The sequence below is a fragment of the Nesterenkonia sp. NBAIMH1 genome (assembly GCF_007922635.1).
Lineage (GTDB): Bacteria > Actinomycetota > Actinomycetes > Actinomycetales > Micrococcaceae > Nesterenkonia > Nesterenkonia pannonica.
Genome location: NZ_CP042335.1, coordinates 2,422,675 through 2,440,417, shown reverse-complemented (window position 1 = coordinate 2,440,417; position 17,743 = coordinate 2,422,675). Strand labels below are relative to the sequence as shown.

Annotated in this window: 16 protein-coding genes; 3 read left to right on the top strand and 13 right to left on the bottom strand. The window is 65.7% G+C overall.

The window, feature by feature from the left end; translation table 11 throughout:
• Positions 1 to 11: 11 nt before the first annotated feature.
• Positions 12 to 821, top strand: a complete 810-nt coding sequence (pgl, locus tag FS388_RS11720) for a 6-phosphogluconolactonase (RefSeq protein WP_146341571.1) — start codon at positions 12 to 14, stop codon at positions 819 to 821.
• A 79-nt stretch (positions 822 to 900) separates the two neighbouring features.
• Here the strand turns inward: pgl and secG are convergent, their stop codons facing one another.
• The 12 genes from secG to FS388_RS11660 all read right to left on the bottom strand — a co-directional run bounded on the left by secG (position 901) and on the right by FS388_RS11660 (position 14,911).
• Positions 901 to 1,152: a preprotein translocase subunit SecG gene (gene secG, locus FS388_RS11715; RefSeq protein WP_146341570.1), complete on the bottom strand. Its 252-nt coding sequence runs from the start codon at positions 1,150 to 1,152 to the stop codon at positions 901 to 903.
• 62 nt (positions 1,153 to 1,214) lie between these two features.
• Positions 1,215 to 2,027, bottom strand: a complete 813-nt coding sequence (tpiA, locus tag FS388_RS11710) for a triose-phosphate isomerase (protein ID WP_146341569.1) — start codon at positions 2,025 to 2,027, stop codon at positions 1,215 to 1,217.
• A 29-nt stretch (positions 2,028 to 2,056) separates the two neighbouring features.
• Positions 2,057 to 3,283, bottom strand: coding sequence for a phosphoglycerate kinase (gene pgk, locus FS388_RS11705; protein ID WP_146341568.1), 1,227 nt, complete (start codon positions 3,281 to 3,283; stop codon positions 2,057 to 2,059).
• 90 nt (positions 3,284 to 3,373) lie between these two features.
• Positions 3,374 to 4,381 (bottom strand): type I glyceraldehyde-3-phosphate dehydrogenase, encoded by a 1,008-nt coding sequence (gap, locus tag FS388_RS11700; RefSeq protein ID WP_146341567.1) that lies wholly within the window; start codon positions 4,379 to 4,381, stop codon positions 3,374 to 3,376.
• Positions 4,382 to 4,541: 160 nt separating this feature from the next.
• The gene (locus tag FS388_RS11695) at positions 4,542 to 5,165 is read right to left on the bottom strand and encodes a superoxide dismutase (protein WP_146341566.1); all 624 of its coding nucleotides are present in this window, start codon (positions 5,163 to 5,165) and stop codon (positions 4,542 to 4,544) included.
• A 159-nt stretch (positions 5,166 to 5,324) separates the two neighbouring features.
• Positions 5,325 to 6,302, bottom strand: a complete 978-nt coding sequence (gene whiA / locus FS388_RS11690; protein ID WP_146341565.1) for a DNA-binding protein WhiA — start codon at positions 6,300 to 6,302, stop codon at positions 5,325 to 5,327.
• Positions 6,303 to 6,415: 113 nt separating this feature from the next.
• Positions 6,416 to 7,465 carry a uridine diphosphate-N-acetylglucosamine-binding protein YvcK gene (gene yvcK, locus FS388_RS11685; RefSeq protein WP_146341564.1) on the bottom strand — a complete coding sequence of 350 codons (1,050 nt, stop codon included), beginning with the start codon at positions 7,463 to 7,465 and terminating at the stop codon, positions 6,416 to 6,418.
• A gap of 9 nt (positions 7,466 to 7,474) precedes the next feature.
• Positions 7,475 to 8,347: an RNase adapter RapZ gene (rapZ, locus tag FS388_RS11680; RefSeq protein WP_146342015.1), complete on the bottom strand. Its 873-nt coding sequence runs from the start codon at positions 8,345 to 8,347 to the stop codon at positions 7,475 to 7,477.
• 61 nt (positions 8,348 to 8,408) lie between these two features.
• The gene (uvrC, locus tag FS388_RS11675; protein WP_146341563.1) at positions 8,409 to 10,394 is read right to left on the bottom strand and encodes an excinuclease ABC subunit UvrC; all 1,986 of its coding nucleotides are present in this window, start codon (positions 10,392 to 10,394) and stop codon (positions 8,409 to 8,411) included.
• A 3-nt stretch (positions 10,395 to 10,397) separates the two neighbouring features.
• Positions 10,398 to 11,144 carry a lysophospholipid acyltransferase family protein gene (locus FS388_RS11670; RefSeq protein WP_146341562.1) on the bottom strand — a complete coding sequence of 249 codons (747 nt, stop codon included), beginning with the start codon at positions 11,142 to 11,144 and terminating at the stop codon, positions 10,398 to 10,400.
• On the bottom strand, positions 11,141 to 14,032 hold the full coding sequence (gene uvrA, locus FS388_RS11665) for an excinuclease ABC subunit UvrA (RefSeq protein WP_246836375.1): 2,892 nt from the start codon (positions 14,030 to 14,032) through the stop codon (positions 11,141 to 11,143). Before uvrA ends, FS388_RS11670 begins: the two co-directional genes overlap by 4 nt.
• Positions 14,033 to 14,194: 162 nt before the next feature.
• On the bottom strand, positions 14,195 to 14,911 hold the full coding sequence (locus tag FS388_RS11660) for a type 1 glutamine amidotransferase (RefSeq protein ID WP_168198704.1): 717 nt from the start codon (positions 14,909 to 14,911) through the stop codon (positions 14,195 to 14,197).
• Between the two features lie 47 nt (positions 14,912 to 14,958).
• On the opposite strand from FS388_RS11660, the gene FS388_RS11655 reads away from it, so the two are divergent.
• Positions 14,959 to 15,657 (top strand): HAD hydrolase-like protein, encoded by a 699-nt coding sequence (locus FS388_RS11655; RefSeq protein WP_146341560.1) that lies wholly within the window; start codon positions 14,959 to 14,961, stop codon positions 15,655 to 15,657.
• A gap of 54 nt (positions 15,658 to 15,711) precedes the next feature.
• On the opposite strand, the gene FS388_RS11650 is transcribed toward FS388_RS11655, so the two are convergent.
• A complete protein-coding gene (locus FS388_RS11650; protein WP_146341559.1) occupies positions 15,712 to 16,995 on the bottom strand; it encodes an MFS transporter in 1,284 nt (427 codons plus the stop codon).
• Between the two features lie 139 nt (positions 16,996 to 17,134).
• On the opposite strand from FS388_RS11650, the gene FS388_RS11645 reads away from it, so the two are divergent.
• Positions 17,135 to 17,704 (top strand): TetR/AcrR family transcriptional regulator, encoded by a 570-nt coding sequence (locus FS388_RS11645; protein WP_146341558.1) that lies wholly within the window; start codon positions 17,135 to 17,137, stop codon positions 17,702 to 17,704.
• Positions 17,705 to 17,743 lie beyond the last annotated feature (39 nt).

Sequence of the window (17,743 nt, the reverse complement as noted above, 5' to 3'; positions counted from 1 at the left end):
AGGATCAATTCATGCTTCACGTCAAGGAACACGCTGCGGTTCCCGCAACAGACATATACGCCGATCTGACAGAGCTGACGCACAGCGTCGCGAGCAAACTCCTCAGCACGCTCAGATCAACGGTGGAGGATGAGGGCTTCGCCCACGTGGCTCTCACCGGCGGAGGGCCCGGCATCGGCGTGCTCAAGGCTGTGGCCGAGCACCTCGCCTCCGAGGAGGGCTCGCGCACAGCGCCTGACTGGAGCAGAGTGCACATCTGGTGGGGCGACGAACGCCTCCTCCCTGGTGGCGAAAGTGACCGGAACGACCAGCAGGCCCGCGAAGCACTGCTCGACGCTCTGGTAGCCCACCACGGGCTTCCGGAAGAGAACATCCACGCCATGCCCACCTCAGAGGACGCCGCCAACCCAGAGGCCGGAGCTGAGATGTACGCGCAGCAGCTTCAGGCGCACGCTCCTGCAGGAGGCAGCAATGGCCTTGCGCTCCCCAAACTCGCCGTCCACCTGCTCGGCGTGGGGCCCGACGGCCACATCAACAGCCTGTTCCCCCATAAGGACGCGCTGCACGTCACAGGGCAGGCGGTCACCAGCGAAGATGATGCCCCCGCCGAACTCGGACCGCCTATGCGCGTCACCCTGACCTTCGACGCCATCCACTCCGCAGAACGCGTATGGCTCGTGACCGCCGGGGATTCGAAAGCCGAAGCAGTCTCAAAGGCGTTCGACGAGGACACCCCCGTGGAGGAGATCCCCTCGAAGAACGCTCGCGGCATCGGTGAAACCGTATGGCACCTCGACAGAGCGGCAGCCAGCCGCCTCTGAGGCCCGGAACTGCAGACGAGAGGGGCGGGACCGACAACTGCATTCGGTCCCGCCCCTCTCGTCTGCAGAGACGCTCAGATCAGACGTCCATGCCGCCCGTCATCATCAGACCAAGGGCCACGATGATCACGCCCCACACGACGCCGAGCGTCACGGTCAGGCGATTCAGATTTCGCTCCGCCACGCCGGAAGCACCCAGCGAGCTGGTCACGCCGCCGCCGAACATGTCGCTGACGCCGCCGCCACGCCCCTTGTGCAGGAGGATCAGCAGAATGAGGAGCAGACTGACACAGGTCAGCAGAACCTGAAGGGTGAGGGTGACGAAGTCCACTCAAGACCTTTCTTCGGGGAGAACAGCACAGACCAGCATAGCCCCTAGGGGCCTGCGCGCGCCTACGCCGTGACGTGCTTCTCAAACTGGGCGATCTTCGCGAACTCCTCTGCGTCCAAGGAGGCACCGCCGACCAGGGCTCCATCCACATCTGCTCCGGCGAGTATCTGAGCCACGTTCGAAGACTTCACGGATCCGCCGTACAGGAGCCTAACTCCTCGCGCGAACTCCTCGGAGTACAGCTCCTCGAGGCGGCGGCGGATGGCCTCCGCCATCTGCTGAGCATCTTCCGGGCCCGCCACTTTGCCAGTGCCGATAGCCCATACAGGCTCATAGGCGATGACCAGCTCGCTCAGCTCATCCGAGGCGGTCCCGGCCAGTGCGGCATCCACCTGGTCCAGCGTGTGCTGCACATGGTTTCCGGCCTCGCGGACCTCAAGGCCCTCCCCCACGCAGAGCACAGGCGCGAGCCCATGACGAAGCGCGGCCTGCAGCTTGGCGCTGAGGACCTCGTCCGTCTCCTGATGGACTTCGCGCCGTTCAGAGTGACCCACGAGGACGAATGAGCAGCCCAGCTTCTCCAAGAAGCTTCCCGGGATGTCTCCGGTGAACGCCCCGGAGTCCTGCGGCGAAAGGTCCTGCGCGCCGTAGGCGAGGCTCAGCTTGTCGCCGGCCACCAGGGTCTGGACGCCGCGAAGGTCCGTGAAGGGCGGAAACACCGCAACCTCCGTACGCTCATAGTCGTGCTTCGCGTCGTCCAGGGTCCACGCGAGCTTCTGGACCAGGGCGATCGCCTGCATGTGGTCCATGTTCATCTTCCAGTTGCCCGCGATCAGGGGCTTGCGGACAAACTGTCCGTTCTTCTGCAGAGTCATACGAGTCCTTTGTTGGCGTTCTTGAAAGGTCAGAGACCCAGTGCTTGGATGCCGGGGAGCGTCTTGCCTTCGAGATACTCGAGGCTCGCTCCACCGCCGGTGGAGATGTGTCCGAAGCCTGACTCATCGAACCCTAGGGTCCGCACTGCCGCTGCGGAGTCGCCGCCGCCGACCACGCTGAAGGCCTCGGCCTTAGAGAGTGCGTCCGCCACGGTGCGCGTCCCGTGGGAGAACGCCTCCATCTCGAAGACTCCCATCGGTCCGTTCCAGAAGACCGTCTTCGACGCGGCGATGCTCTGAGCAAACAGCTCCGCAGACTTCGGCCCGATGTCCAGGCCCAGAGCGTCGGCTCCGTGGCTGCCCGTCTCCAGAGCGTCCACAGAGAGAACCTCACGCTCAGCGTCGGGAGCGAAAGCGGACGCCATCACAATATCGGTGGGCAGCACAAGTCGGCAGTCGTGCTCAGCCGCGAGGTCCATGAAGCGGCTGACCGTGTCGAGCTTGTCATTCTCCACCAGGGACTTTCCGATGCCGAAGCCCTGCGCCTTCAGGAACGTGAAGACCATTCCTCCGCCGATGAGCAGCGTGTCAGCTTTGGGGAGAAGGTTCTCGATGACTGCGAGCTTGTCCGACACCTTCGATCCCCCGAGAATCACCGTGTACGGACGCTCCGGGCTCGTGGTCAGCCGTTCAAGCACCTTCAGCTCCGACGCCACCAGGTCTCCCTGGTACGCAGGCAGCTCCGCAGCAATGTCCACCACGGAAGCGTGAGCCCTGTGCACCGCACCGAAGGCGTCATTGACGAAGGCGCCCTCAGGTCCGGTCAGCGCAGCGAGCTCGCCAGCCAGCGTCTGACGCTCGCCCTCATCCTTCGACGTCTCACGAGGGTCGAAACGCACGTTCTCGAGGAGAAGCACTTCGCCGCTTCCGAGAGCGTCTGCTGCCTCACGGGCGGAGGGACCGGTGAGGTCCTCGGCCCGCCTCACCGTCACTGAGCTGAGTTCGCCCATGCGATCAGCGACCGGCGCCAGTGAAAACTCAGGGACCGGCTCGCCCTTCGGACGGCCGAGGTGCGCGGCGACCAGCACTTTGGCCCCGGCGGCTGCCAGCCTCTCCAGCACGGGAAGCGAAGCACGTATGCGGCCGTCGTCGGTCACCGCACCGTCTGCCAGCGGAACGTTGAGGTCTGAGCGAACCAGCACCGAACGGCCCTGGACACCTTCATCGAGGAGGGACTCGAGAGTCTTTGCTGTCATAGTGATCAGACTACCAATCGCTGCGGAGGCAAACAGGCCCCGGCCCATAGGTGGGTCCGGGGCCTGAGATCTGCGCCTGAGGCCGCAGGATCAGAGCTTGCCTCCCATGAAGACAGCCATCTCCGCCAGACGGGAGGAGTAGCCGTACTCGTTGTCGTACCAGGAGAAGACCTTCACGGTATTGCCGATCACCTTCGTGAGCGGAGCATCAAAGATGCTGGCGTGCGGGTCGCCGACGATGTCGCTCGAGACCAGCGGGTCCGTGCTGTACGCCAGAGCTCCGGCCAAAGCTCCCTCCGCTGCCTTCTCGAACGCAGCATTCACCTGATCCACGGTCACGCCGTCCTTCTCCACCGTCACGGTGAGGTCCGTGCCGGAGCCCGTGATGACGGGAACGCGGACGGCGAACCCGTCAAGCTTTCCGTCGACCTCGGGGATGACCAGCCCGATGGCCTTCGCGGCGCCAGTCGACGTGGGCACCATGTTGACGGCTGCGGCGCGAGCACGGCGGGGGTCGCTGTGCGGGGCGTCGTGGAGACGCTGGTCGCCGGTGTAGGCGTGCACTGTGGTCATGAGGCCCTCGACGATTCCGAACTCGTCGTTGAGCACCTTGACCACTGGGGCCAGGCAGTTCGTGGTGCAGGAAGCGTTCGAGACCACCGTGTGGTTCTCGGAGTCGTATGTGTCCTCGTTGATCCCCATGACCAGGGTCGCGTCCACGCCCTTGCCCGGTGCGGAGACGATGACCTTCTTCGCCCCCGCTTCAATGTGCTTCGAAGCGGACTCTTTGTCAGTGAAGAAGCCGGTGGCCTCGATGACGATGTCAACGCCCAGGTCGCCCCAGGGAAGGTTGGCCGGCTCGCGGTCCGAGAAGAGCTTGATGCGGCTTCCGCCGACGACCAGTTCGTCCCCGTCCATCGAGACATCGGTCGGGAAGCGTCCCAGCACTGAGTCGTACTTGGTCAGGTTGACCAGCGCCTCCGGGGCGGTCAGGTCATTGATGGCCACCACTTCGAGGTCCTGGCCCTGGTCCTGGATGACGCGGAGAAAGTTGCGGCCGATGCGTCCGAAGCCGTTGATCGCGATTTTTGTTGCCATAGGGTCCTCCTGGAGAGTTCTTCCGTGGGCTGAAACAGCAATTGGGGACCAGCGGCCATGCGTAGCGTGGCTGCTGATCCCCAACATCGTTGTTGCTGATATGAAGTTAGTATCTCATGCTTCGAGCGTGATGTGCATCACGCTGTGCAGTCGGGCCTGATCAGGGAGCGATCAGCGAGGATGCCCCGGAGCGGGCTGCGGAGAGTCGCTCCGCCACATCGTCCCAGTTGACGATGTTCCAGAAGGCCTTCACGTAGTCCGGCTTCACGTTCTGGTAATCGAGGTAGAAGGCGTGCTCCCACATGTCCAGCATGAGCAGCGGCGTCGTGGCCACCGGCACACCGTTCTGCTGGTCGTAGAACTGCTCGATGACGAGGTTCCCGCCGATGGGCTCGTAGGCCAGGATGGCCCAGCCGGAGCCCTGGATGGTCAGCGCGGCCTGGGTGAACTGATCGCGGAATGCCTCGAATGAGCCGAAGTACTCGTCGATTGCGGCCGCCAGCTCGCCCTCTGGCCGCTCCTGACCGTTGGGGGTCAGGTTCTTCCAGAAGATGGAGTGGTTGGTGTGGCCGCCGAGGTTGAACTGGAGGTTCTTCAGCAGCAGCGGCGTGGTGGAGTAGTCACCCTTCTCGCGCGCCTCTGCCAGCTTCTCAAGCGCGGTGTTGGCGCCGCCCACGTAGGTGTTGTGGTGCTTGGAGTGGTGCAGCTCCATGATGCGCCCGGAGATGTGAGGCTCCAGCGCGCCGTAGTCATAGTCCAGCTCAGGAAGTGTGTACTCAGCCATGGTTCTTCCTCCTTGGTTGCGGAATACGTCGAGGTCAGTGCCTCGCTCCGGGTCTCATCATATGCACGCCGCAGGCCGAAATTAACCCTTTCACGCGATACGGCATGAACTGTTCACCCATGGAGAAAAATACAGAATAAAGCCAGTTTTTAGGCAGTCCTAATCAATCATGTCGTCCGGCACGTCGGCGTTGGTGTCTGGGATGCCCAGCTCCTCAGCGCGCTTGTCCGCCATCGCCAGCAGACGCCTGATCCGTCCCGCGACGGCGTCCTTGGTCATGGGCGGATCCGCCAGGCGCCCGAGCTCGTCCAACGACGCCTGCTTGTGGCCCAGGCGCAGCCGGCCGGCGTACTCCAGGTGCTCAGGCACCTCATCGCCCAGGATCTCAAGGGCGCGCGCCACTCGCGCACCCGCAGCCACAGCCGCCTGGGCGGAGCGGCGGAGGTTCGCGTCGTCGAAGTTCGCCAGCCGGTTCGCTGACGCTCTGACCTCTTTGCGCATCCGCTTCTCCTCCCACACCAGGAGGGTCTGGTGGGCGCCCATGCGCGTCAGCAGCTGCGCGATGGAATCGGCGTCGCGGATGACGACGCGGTCTGCGCTGCGCACCTCACGCGCTTTGGCCGTCAGCCCCAGGCGACGCGCGGCGCCCACCAGCGCCAGTGCGGCCTCCGGCCCCGGACACGTGACCTCCAACGAGCAGGAGCGTCCGGGCTCGGTCAGCGAGCCGTGCGCGAGGAACGCGCCTCTCCATGCCGCGACGGCATCCGCCACAGCACCGTTGACGACAACCGCCGGCAGACCTCGCACAGGGCGTCCCCGCCCGTCGAGCAGCCCCGCCTGGCGAGCCAGCGAGTCACCGTCGCGGACCACGCGCACAACGTAGCGCGAACCCTTCTTCAGGCCGTTTCCTGAGACGACGATGACCTCGCACGAATGGCCGTAGACCTCGTGGAGGGCGGCGCGAAGACGACGAGCCGTGGCCGCGTGGTCAAGCTCGGCCTCGATGACGATGCGGCGCGAAATGACGTGAAGCCCCCCGGAGAACCGCAGCATGGCTGAGACTTCTGCCTTGCGCTCGGATGTGGTGGAGACCTCCGTGCGGGAGAGTTCGTCCTTGACCGACTCGGTCAGCGCCATGTCTTCGAAGAGTCCTTGGGGTCGTGGTCGGGCGGGCATACAGCCACGTCATCGTACTGGAAGAGGGTATCCCCCATCGGTGCGGTCGGCCAGACGCATCATGCTTTCAGCGCTCAGTCCCGCGCCTCGTGGAAAACCTCGTTGAGCGCAATGGCCAGTCGCAGGATGTCATGGACCTCAGGCTCATCGCCTCGGCGAACCTTGGCGTAGGTCACCTGTGCGCCCAGTCTGGAGGCGGCCTGCTCGAGGCCGGGGCGCTCAGCCTCGGCGATGCAGCGGGGGTCCGCAATCACGGAGTCGATGTGCACCTCGGGAGCGTAGTCGTGCAGCACGTCGAGATGATCCGCGGGGGTCATTCCGATCGTCTCATCCGTCTCCGACAGCAGATTCATGACCACGCATCGCCTCGCCTCAGTCTCCGCCAGCGCGCTGCGCAGCTCCGGAAGCATGAAGTGAGGCAGCACGGAGGTGTACCAGGATCCGGGGCCGAATACGACCCAGTCGGCGAGCTCAATGGCCGTCACAGCCTCCTTGCAGGCCTCAGCCTCCTGGGGGTGCAGCCGCAGGTCCGTGAGTCGGCCGAGCCGACCCGCCTTCGCAAGCTCCGCCTGAGAGTCCATGCGCACCAGCTCACCGTCGTCGCAGGAGCCGGTGCGCACCAGTCCCGACATCGTCAGCGGTGTGCGCGACATCGGAAGCACCTGGCCCCGAGCGCCGAGCAGCGCCCCCGCCCAGCGGAGCCCGTCGACGGAGTCGCCCAGCAGCTCCCAGAGGGCAACGATCAGGAGGTTTCCGACCGCGTGATTGTCCAATCCCCCCTGACCGTCCTTCGACCGGAGGCGATGCTGCATCACTGAGGCCCATGTGCGTCCCCACTCGTTGTCATCGCAGAGAGCCGTCAGCGCCATACGCAGATCCCCTGGAGGCAGGACGTCCATCTCCTCGCGCAGTCGGCCGGAGGAGCCGCCGTCGTCTGCGACGGTGCAGATCGCAGTGAGGTGCTCCGCAGCGATCACGCGCAGCGCCCGCAGGGTCGACTTCAGCCCGTGGCCGCCGCCGAGGGCTGTCACACGGAAGCTCGTCCCGGACGAGCCCGAGGCGGACTCAGCGAAAGCCCCGATGCTGGGCAGTGGCCCGGTGACGGTGATGGGTCCGCTCGACATGTTCCCGGCCTACTCGCGTCCGAGGTCCCGGTGCACCACGTTCACGGTGACCGAGGGGAGCTGATCGAGGCGACGTGCAAGCTCCTCGCCGATCGCCACCGAACGGTGCTTTCCTCCTGTGCATCCCACGGCCAGCGTCGCGTAGTGCTTGTTCTCCCGGCGATAGCCCTCAAGCACCGGCTGCAGGGCCTGGACGTACAGGTCGACGAACTCCCCTGCGCCCTCATTGGTCAGAACATAGTCCCGCACGTTCTGGTCCTGCCCTGTGTAGGGCCTCAGCTCGGGAACCCAGTGCGGGTTGGGGATGAAACGCACGTCGGCGAGATAGTTCGCGTCCGCGGGCACTCCGTACTTGAAGCCGAAGCTCATGACGTTGAGCCGCAGAGTCACGGGCCCGTCATCGCTGAACAGCTCATTGACCGCACTCGCCAAACCGTGGACATTCAGGTCAGTGGTGTCGAGCACCAGATGGGCTGAGTCCTTGACGTCCTTCAGGACTTCGCGCTCAGCGTGTATGCCGTCGACTATGCGACCTTCGCCCTGGAGCGGGTGGGGCCGCCGACCCTGTTCGAAGCGGCGGACGAGGAGCTCGTCGGATGCGTCGAGAAACAGCAGCCGGTAGCCGATCCCCGCGGCAGTGACCTGCGCCAGGGAATCCCGCATGTTCGAGTAGAGACGGCGGGAGCGGACGTCCAACACCACGGCGAGCTTCTCCACGGAGCCCGGGTTCCGGGCGATCAGGTCCATCATGGTCGTAATCAGCTCAGGGGGGAGCCCCTCGACGACGTACCAGCCCATGTCCTCGAGGGCGTGGGCTGCCGTGGTGCGGCCTGCGCCTGACATGCCGGTGACGATCAGCAGCTCGCTCTCCGGCGGCTTCATGGGAGCCAAGTCATTGATCACATCTTGAGCCTACCTGTCCCTGCGCCGGCGCGTCACCGAATCACTCCCCGGGAGAGGACTCGCCGTCGGGATCTGACTCAGGAGCATCGCCTCGCAGATGCCTCAGGATCTTCTCCGCACTGGCCAGACCCAGCCCCGGCACCGCTGCGACGTCCTCCGGAGCTGCCTGGGTGAGATTCGCGACGGAGCCGAAATGCTCCACCAGGGCCGCCCGCTTCTTGGGGCCCAGACCCGGGACATCGTCCAGCGCCGAGTGCGTCATCTGCTTGGACCGAGCCGTGCGGTGGTAGGCGATGGCGAACCGGTGAGCTTCGTCCCGAATGCGCTGAAGCATGTAGAGACCCTCTGAGCTGCGCGGAAGGACGAGGGGAAAGTCATCGCCGGGCAGCCATATCTCCTCCAGACGTTTGGCCAGGCCGACGACCGGCATATCCATCAGTCCGAGTTCGTCCAGCGCTGCGCGTGCCGCGTTGACCTGCGGCTGCCCGCCGTCCACCACCACCAGACTCGGCGGATACGCGAACCGCACTGCCTCCCTGTCCACCGCAGTGGACTCCTTCGCCTCAGCGTCGATCTCACCGCTTTCTGCGACGGCCTCCTCGGAGACGGGGCTCTCGGCCTTCTCGAGCTCTTTGAGGTAGCGCGAGAAGCGTCGAGCGATCACATCTCTCATCGCTGAGGTGTCGTCGCGTGCCGCTGCGCCTCGGACTGAGAAGCGGCGATAGTCCTTCTTCTTGGGCAGGCCGTCCTCAAGGACCACCATCGAGGCGACCACGTTGGTGCCTCCGGTGTGCGACACGTCGAAGCACTCGACGCGCAGCAGCGGCTCACTCAGATCCAGGTGCTCCTGCAGCTCGCGCAGCGCCGCGGACCGGGTGGTGAGGTCGCTGGAGCGCCGTGTCTTGTGCAGCCGCAGCGCCTGCTCCGCATTCTCGGCGACCGTTCCGAGGAGCGCCGCCTTGTCACCCCGCTGGGGCACGCGAAGACTGACCTTCGCCCCCCGCATCTCGGAGAGCCAGAGGCCTATCTCCTCGTGATCATCGGGCAGTGCAGGAACCAGCACCTCACGAGGGATGCGCTCGGCATCCGGCATGTCGCCGTACACCTGCAGCAGCAGCTGCTCGATGAGCCTCGCCTCGTCGATGTCCTCCACCTTCTCCGAGACCCAGCCCCGCTGACCGCGGATTCGACCCTGACGCACGTGGAAGACCTGGACGGCCGCTTCGAGCTCGTCCCCCGCGACGGCGAAGATGTCAGCCTCGGTATCTTCGGGCAGCACGACCGCATTGCGTTCGAAGACTCGGCGCAGAGCCTGCAGATCATCCCGGTGGCGTGCCGCGTCCTCGTACCGCAGCTCTGCAACGGCTGCTTCCATCTGCTGCTCGATGCGCCGCATGTGCTTCTCCGGGCGACCTGACATCACCTCGACGAACTCCTCGGCCAGCCCTCGGTGCTCCTCCGCACTGACTGCGCCGACGCAGGGAGCCGCGCATTTGTCGATATAGCCGAGCAGGCAGGGACGCCCGGACGCCTCCGCGCGCTTGAAGACGCCTGCGGAGCAGGATCGCACCGGGAAGACGCGCAGCATCGTGTCGACGGTCTCGCGGATCGCTTTGGCGGGGTGGAAGGGGCCGAAGTACTTCACGCCCTTGCGCTTGTCCCCTCTCATCACCTGAACGCGCGGGAACTTCTCGTTCATCGTGACCGCAAGGTAGGGGTAGGACTTGTCGTCCCGGTACATCACGTTGAATCGAGGGGTGTGCTGCTTGATCCAGGTGTACTCCAGCTGGATAGCCTCCAGCTCGGAGCCCACGACGGTCCATTCCACACGCTCAGCGGTGTGGACCATGGCATAGGTCTTCGGCGGCAGCTGCTTCGGCGAGGAGAAGTACGAGTTGAGCCGGGAGCGAAGACTCTTGGCCTTGCCGACGTAGATCACACGCCCCTGCGCATCGATGAACCGATACACACCGGGCTGCGTGGGGATCTCCCCTGGTTTCGGCCGGTAGGAGGAAGGGTCAGCCATGGATCAGCCGCCGGTGCCGCCCTCGGTGGTGTCGCCGGCTTCCGCGGGGCGGGCGTTGTAGGAGTCGACGCGCTCCTGCCCGGACAGCTCAGCGATGGCGTCCATGATCTGAGCCGTCGCGTCTCGACGCGCCTTCAGCGGCTGCTTCTCCATCCTCTCGAACCTGAGGGGCTCCCCCGCGTGCACCTCGAAGCTTCGGATCCGAACACGGTTCGAGTCGGGAGCCTGCAGCTCCTCAGTGCCTCGAAGACCGACCGGTATGACGGGCGCCCCGGTGGCAAGCGCGAGCCAGCCCACACCGTTCTTTCCTCGGTAGAGCCTGCCGTCGCGGCTCCGGGTGCCTTCCGGGTAGATGCCGACGCCGGAGCCGGACTGGACCATCTCGCCCAGCCCGTACAGGGCCTCCACCGCACCCGACTGCTTGTCCCGGTCGACGGGGACGGAGCCGAATGATTCGAAGAAGAGCTTCATGCCGCGGCCCTTCAGGCCGGTCTGGGCGAAGTACTCAGCTTTTGCGAAGAAGCTCACGGGTCTGGGGAAGATGCCCTGGATGAGAACGGAGTCCAGGAAGCTGAGGTGGTTGCTGGCCACGATGAACCCGCCCTCAGAGGGAACGTGCTCCAGACCGGTCACGGTCGGACGGCAGAGCATGCGAATGACTCGCCCCCCGGCCTTTCGCACACGTTCGTGCTTCGCACGTCGGTCGCCTCCGACGGCGGCGTGACCGGGGGTCCCTTCAGCGGTGCTCATCGGGGTGATGGTAGCAACATCTGGGCCAGGTAGCGCCCGGTGTGCGACCCCGTCTCCTCGTGCTGCTCGGCAACCTGCTCGGGAGTGCCCTGGGCAACGATCCTGCCGCCGCCGCTTCCTCCCTCGGGGCCGAGGTCGATGATCCAGTCAGAGGACTTGATGACGTCCAGGTTGTGCTCGATCGTCACCACGGTGTTGCCCTTCTCCACGAGGCCCTGAAGGACTGCGAGGAGCTTGCGGATGTCCTCAAAGTGAAGTCCGGTGGTCGGTTCGTCGAGCACGTAGATGGAGCGGCCGTTCGAGCGTTTCTGCAGTTCGGAGGCAAGCTTGACCCGCTGGGCCTCGCCGCCGGAGAGGGTGGTTGCGGACTGCCCCAGCCGGACGTACCCGAGGCCTACATCGACCAGCGTGCTGAGATGCCGTGAGATGGGTGCGAAGGCGGAGAAGAACTCGGCAGCCTCTTCGATAGGCATGTCCAGCACCTCAGCAATATTCTTGCCCTTGTACTGAATCTCCAGGGTCTCCCTGTTGTACCGCGCACCCTGGCAGACTTCGCAGGGCACATAGACGTCCGGCAGGAAGTTCATCTCGATCTTCAGCGTGCCGTCGCCCGTGCAGGCCTCGCACCGTCCGCCCTTGATGTTGAAGCTGAACCTTCCCGGCTGGTACCCGCGCGTCTTCGCTTCGTTGGTCTGCGCGAAGAGCTTCCGGATGTGGTCGAAGACACCCGTATAGGTGGCGGGGTTTGAGCGGGGCGTCCGTCCGATGGGGCTCTGGTCGATCTGGATGATCTTGTCGAGGTGCTCGGCCACACCTTCGATGCGGCGGTGGCGGCCCGGCACCTGGCGGGCATTGTTGAGCTTGTTGGCCAGCGCCTTGGAGACGATCTCGTTGATGAGGCTCGACTTCCCGGAGCCTGAGACCCCGGTGATGCCGAGGAAGATGCCCAGAGGCAGGTCGACGGTGACGTTGTCGAGGTTGTTCTCGGTGGCTTCGACCACTCTCAGCACGCGGGAGCTGTCGACGGGACGCCGCTGCTCCGGAACGGCGATGACCCGCCGGCCGCTGAGGTAGTCGCCGGTGATCGATGCCTCGTTGGAGCGGAGTCTCTCGACTGAGCCCGAATGGACGATGCGTCCCCCTCGCTCGCCGGCGCCCGGGCCGATGTCGACGGTCCAGTCCGCCTGCGCGATGGTGTCCTCATCATGCTCGACGACGATCAGCGTGTTGCCGAGATCGCGCAGCCGCGTCAGCGTGCCGATCAGACGGGTGTTGTCCCGCTGGTGGAGACCGATGCTCGGCTCGTCCAGGACGTAGAGGACGCCCACCAGACCGGAGCCGATCTGCGTCGCCAGACGTATTCGCTGCGCTTCGCCGCCGGACAGCGTCCCGGCGGCCCGCTCCAGGGTCAGGTAGCTGAGCCCCACGTCGAGGAGGAACTGCAGGCGAGCGTCGATCTCCTTCAGGACCTGCTCGGCGATGGTCTTGTCTCGGGAGGAGAGCTCCATGCTGTGGAAGAACGCGGCGCATTCATCCAGCGGGTACCGCGCCACCTCGGCGATGGACCGCCCCTCCACCAGGACCGACAGTGAGCCTGGGTTCAGCCGCTGCCCCTCGCAGGCCGGGCAGGGAATCTCCCGCATGTACTGCTCATACCGGTCTCGGGCGTTGTCGGTCTCGACCTCCTCGTGCTTGCGCTGGATCCAGCTCAGCACTCCCTCGAACCCGGTGGAGTACTTGCGCTCACGCCCCCAACGGTTGCGGTACTGAACCACAATCTTGTGATTCCGCCCGTGGAGCAGCGCCTTCCGAGCCTTCTTGGACAGCTCCTTCCACGGTGTGCGCATGGAGAAGCCGAGCTCAGAGGAGAGCCCCTCGATCATGCGGACGAAGTAGTCCTTGGTGGTCGAGCCCGTCGACCACGGTGCGATGACGCCGTCCTCGAGGCTCAGCGAGTCGTCCGGGATGACCAGATCCTCGTCGACCTCGAGACGAGAGCCGATCCCACTGCATGCATCGCACGCCCCGAATGGGGAGTTGAACGAGAAGGAGCGCGGCTCAATCTCATCGATCGGCAGCGGATGCTCATTGGGACAGGCGAGGTTCTCTGAGAACTGCCGCATCTTCGGTCCCGTCAGACCTTCCGGCACTCGCTCATTGGCGGGGGTGCCGTCCGAGCTGAGATCGACGAGCTCGATGCTCAGGCGCCCCTCGGCCTGCTTGAGAGCGGTCTCGATGGAATCGGTCAGGCGCTGGCGCATGCCGTCCCGAATGACGAGCCTGTCGATGACGACGTCGATGGTGTGCTTGTACTGCTTCTCCAGGGTCGGAGGATCGTTGAGCTGCACGACGTCACCGTCCACGACGGCGCGGGAGAATCCGGCACCGGCCAGCTCGCGGAACAGATCCTTGAACTCACCCTTGCGTCCGCGGACTACGGGCGCAAGCACCTGGAAGCGCGTTCCCTCCGGAAAGGCCAGCACCTGGTCGACGATCTGCTGCGGCGTCTGCCGCTCGATGCGCTCCCCGCACTCCGGACAGTGCGGAACGCCGATGCGCGCCCAGAGCAGGCGCAGATAGTCGTGGATCTCTGTGACGGTGCCGACCGTCGAGCGAGGGTTCTTCGAGGTGGACTTCTGGTCGATGGACACCGCCGGGGAGAGTCCCTCGATGAAGTCGATGTCCGGCTTGTCCACGCGCCCGAGGAACTGCCGGGCGTAGGCCGAGAGCGATTCGACGTACCGACGCTGCCCCTCGGCGAAGATGGTGTCGAAGGCCAAGGACGACTTCCCCGAGCCCGAGAGCCCGGTGAACACGATGAGCGCGTTGCGGGGCAGCTCGACGCTGACATTCTTGAGGTTGTGCTCGCGCGCGCCCTGGACGACGATCCGATCCGCTTCGGCGCTCCCGGCAGCGCCGTTCTCGGCAGCCCGCGCAGCGGCGTCGTCGTAGTAGGCGTCCACGGACTCGATCACGGCGGAGGCAGTCTCAGTCACCCGGCATAGTGTATGGGCCGACCCATGATCGAACAAACATTCGAGGACCTCGTCCTAGGGCGATGCCGCCTCAGCGCGGCACACCTCGACGAAGCGTTCGGCCACAGGCTGAAAATGAGCCTCGATGTCCTCTGCCCGGCGGGCGAACGAGGCCAGGATCTCCTCCGGGCCCCTGCCCGCGGCGAGGGAGCCGGGCCCGAGGGCCCAGGCAGCGAGGGTCTCCTCATCGGGCTCGGGATGGAACTGGACGGACCAGGCGCAGTCTCCCATGCGAAACGCCTGCACCGGCGCATCGGTCCCCTCGATCAGGTGCACGGCACCGGCCGGAAGCTGCGCGATCTCCTCCTGGTGCCAGAGCACGGCCTGAGGGTGCTCCGGCAGGCCGCGGAACAGCCGGTCCTCCTGCGCCTCAGGCCTGAGGGTCAGCTCGGCAACTCCGAGCTGCGGAGCAGTGCGTCGAAACACGTCCACGCCGTAGCCCGCGGCGCACAGCTGGGCACCCAGGCAAATATTCAGCGTAGGCAGGCGAGCGTCCACCGCCGTCCTCTGCAGGGCTCGGACATCGGGCAGCCACGGCCATCGGTCATCGTCGTGCGGGGCGGCGGTCCCTCCGAGCACGATGAGGCCGTCAGCGCCTCCTGCGCGCGGAGGCACCTGGTCGCCTCGGTCCGGCCTGCAGATGCGCAGATGAGCGCCCGCCGCCTCCAGCCACAGGCCGAGGCGCCCCAGGCCGACGGTCTCTTCGTGCTGGATCACCAGAATGTCGGTCACTCGGTGAGTGTAGGGGCACCGGCGCCGCCCGTGAAAAGATATGGCGGATGAGTGCTCCTGCTGTGATCTTTGACCTGGACGGCACACTGGTGGATCCTGCCGGTGCCATCACCGGAGGCATATCCGCCGCCCTGGAGGCGCACAACATTCGGGTTCCAGACGAAGACCGGCTGAGGAGCTTCATCGGGCCGCCGCTGGCCACGAGCCTCAAAGCGCTTCCCGGAGTGACTGAGGAGCTGGTGCCCAAGCTCATCGAGCATTACCGGGAGGGCTACATGCGCGAGGGCATGGCAGCCTCCGAGGTCTACCCCGGCATCCGAGACCTTCTGAGCAGCCTGAGGGGCCAGGGCTGCGCCCTCGCCGTCGCCACATCGAAGCCCGGCCCACAGGCTGAGCGTCTGCTCGACATTCAGGGTCTGCGCGGCTCGGTCGACGCTGTGGCCGGCTCAGATCCGGACGAAAGCGTTCCGCACACCTCCAAGGGCCCGATCATCGCCTCCGCTCTCCAGCAGCTGGGCCTTTCGAACACCGACGCCTCCTTGCCGGGCTTGGTCATGGTCGGCGACCGGAAATTCGACGTGGAGGGGGCAGCTCGCCATGGGATCCCCTGCATCGGGGTCACCTGGGGCTACGCACTCGACGGAGAGCTCGAAGGGGAGGGCGCCGCTGCGCTCGCGCACTCCGCAGAAGACCTTGCCGCCGAGATCCGGCACTTTACGACCTCTGCCGCGGCGCCCTCATCCTGAGCGCATGAAGATGGGCTGAACAGGGCCTCCCCGCACCGCTGTCCTCTGCAGGTCCTACTCCTGAGCATTCTGCGCGCCGACATCTCCTTGACGGAGGACTGCGATCTCTTGGGTGCGTGTGCTGATGGCCTTGGAGGGAGCGAGCGCCGCGGAGAGGCCGGTCAATGCGGCCGCGCCGGCAAAGGCGAGCGCCGCGCCGGCGCTGTCGATGAGACTGCCCAGGAGGGCGCCCCCGATCGCCTGCCCCAGTGCGAGCGTGAGGAATGAGAGCCCGACGCCGGAGGCAGGCTGCTGATGGTAGGTACTGGCTGCGGTGATGAGCAGGAGGCCGGTGGTGGCGATGTACGCGGCTCCGAACAGGCCGGAGGCCGCCACGCTGAGGGCGACCATTTGGGGCGCTGAGCCGATCAGAGCCGTCGTGGCTGCGATGCACAGGCAGCTGACAGCCCATGCACGCGTGAGCCCGAGTCTGAAGGCAAGATCGCCGGCGCCGGCGCCCAGCAGTCCGCATGCTCCCAGCGCAGCCCATGCGAGCGTGGAGCTGATCTCTCCCTGGCCTCCGGTGTCGATGAGGACGTCGCGTCCGAATACCCAGACTGCCGCCGTTCCCATGCCGAGCATCCATGAGGTGACGAGCAGCTTCGTCGCGCCCTCGGGAAGAAGCGGGTCCGGCAGCATGTCCTTGACCAGGCGGCGCCGGCCGCCGTGCCAGCGGACCGCGACGGTGTATGTCTTCGCCTCGCGGGTGCGAGGAACGCTGAAGGCGGCCCACAGCGTGACGATCAGGGCTGCGAGGCTGAAGGCGAGCCACGCGCTCCGCCAGTGCTCGAGAGTCAGCAGGGCGACCGGGGCCGACAGTGCCACGCCGAGCCCGGTCCCTGAATTCACGATCGCCTGTGTGCGGTCGCGGCGAACGCGCGGCACACGCAGAGCAACCGCATGGGCGAGCGGCGGAGAGACGATGCCGGTGCTGAGCCCTCCCAGGGCGACTCCGAGGGTCAGCACGGCCGCGGAAGGCGCGAGCGCCACGAGCGCCATGCCGATGGTTGCCAGCGCTCCGGCCAAGACGGTGAGCCGCCGGCTGCCGAAGCGGGGGGTGAGCATCATGGCCGGATAGATGGCAATGCAGTAGATGCCATAGCTGAGAGAGCCGATGAGTCCCACCTGCGTGGGATCGAGGCCGAACTCCGTGCGGAAGGCCGGGACGAAGAGACCATAGGCGAAGCGCGCGACGCCGTAGGAGACGGCGATGAGCGCCAGGCCTGCTCCTGCGAACTGGGAGGCTTGGCGGCGAGTCAGGACGTGGGGCGCGGCTGGGGACTGTTCGGCGACTGTCACGGGGCGACTCCGCTCATGGGCACTCCTAGAATTGGCGCGTGAGCTTTCTGCTCGGCTGAGCCGAAAGAGAAGATATACAGATCAGTAACCTGCTGGGCCGAAGCTACGGGTTACGGATCTGTTTAGTCAAGGAGTGCGCATGGACCACCAGCCCATCGACCTGGACAGCCTGACCCCGGGGGCTCGCACGATCCTCGACATCGCCTCGCAGCTGTTCTACGAGCAGGGCATCCATTCGGTCGGTGTGGACACCATCGCCGCTGAAGCGAGGGTGACCAAGCCCATCCTGTACAAGAACTTCGGCAATAAGGACGGGCTGATCGCCGCTTACCTGCAGAACCGGCACCAGTGCTGGTGGCCCGAGCTCGAGGCCGCGATCGGCAAGGCGGACTCCCCCCGAGCTCTCGCGCTCTTCGACGTCTACATGCAGGATGCCAAGACCATCACGCGCGGCTGCGCATATCTGAATGCCGCGGCGGAGCTGCCTGCGGACCACCCGGCATATCCCATGATCCGCCGGCACAAGCACGCGGTCTGCGAGCGCCTGAGGGAGCTCATCGAGGAGGACCTCCCCGAGACCCCGAATGTTCAGCGCTTGGCTGACCACCTGTTTCTGCTGGCGGAGGGCGCGTTCGCTCACCACCGGATCTATGGGGGCAGCCTGCTCTCCGAGGCGCGGGAGATCGCGGCGGGCCTGCTGTCGTCCTGACCCTGCCGTCGACAGGATTCGACGCACCTCACTGGCGTG

Bases quoted from the DNA above. Each gene is read 5' to 3' on its own strand.
- pgl (WP_146341571.1), top strand. From the start codon at position 12: ATGCTTCACGTCAAGGAACACGCTGCGGTTCCCGCAACAGACATATAC.
- FS388_RS11655 (WP_146341560.1), top strand. From the start codon at position 14,959: ATGAGTGCTCCTGCTGTGATCTTTGACCTGGACGGCACACTGGTGGAT.
- FS388_RS11670 (WP_146341562.1), bottom strand. From the start codon at position 11,144: ATGAGCACCGCTGAAGGGACCCCCGGTCACGCCGCCGTCGGAGGCGAC.
- yvcK (WP_146341564.1), bottom strand. From the start codon at position 7,465: ATGTCGAGCGGACCCATCACCGTCACCGGGCCACTGCCCAGCATCGGG.
- FS388_RS11645 (WP_146341558.1), top strand. From the start codon at position 17,135: ATGGACCACCAGCCCATCGACCTGGACAGCCTGACCCCGGGGGCTCGC.
- gap (WP_146341567.1), bottom strand. From the start codon at position 4,381: ATGGCAACAAAAATCGCGATCAACGGCTTCGGACGCATCGGCCGCAAC.
- FS388_RS11695 (WP_146341566.1), bottom strand. From the start codon at position 5,165: ATGGCTGAGTACACACTTCCTGAGCTGGACTATGACTACGGCGCGCTG.
- whiA (WP_146341565.1), bottom strand. From the start codon at position 6,302: ATGGCGCTGACCGAGTCGGTCAAGGACGAACTCTCCCGCACGGAGGTC.
- pgk (WP_146341568.1), bottom strand. From the start codon at position 3,283: ATGACAGCAAAGACTCTCGAGTCCCTCCTCGATGAAGGTGTCCAGGGC.
- rapZ (WP_146342015.1), bottom strand. From the start codon at position 8,347: ATGAAGCCGCCGGAGAGCGAGCTGCTGATCGTCACCGGCATGTCAGGC.
- uvrC (WP_146341563.1), bottom strand. From the start codon at position 10,394: ATGGCTGACCCTTCCTCCTACCGGCCGAAACCAGGGGAGATCCCCACG.
- tpiA (WP_146341569.1), bottom strand. From the start codon at position 2,027: ATGACTCTGCAGAAGAACGGACAGTTTGTCCGCAAGCCCCTGATCGCG.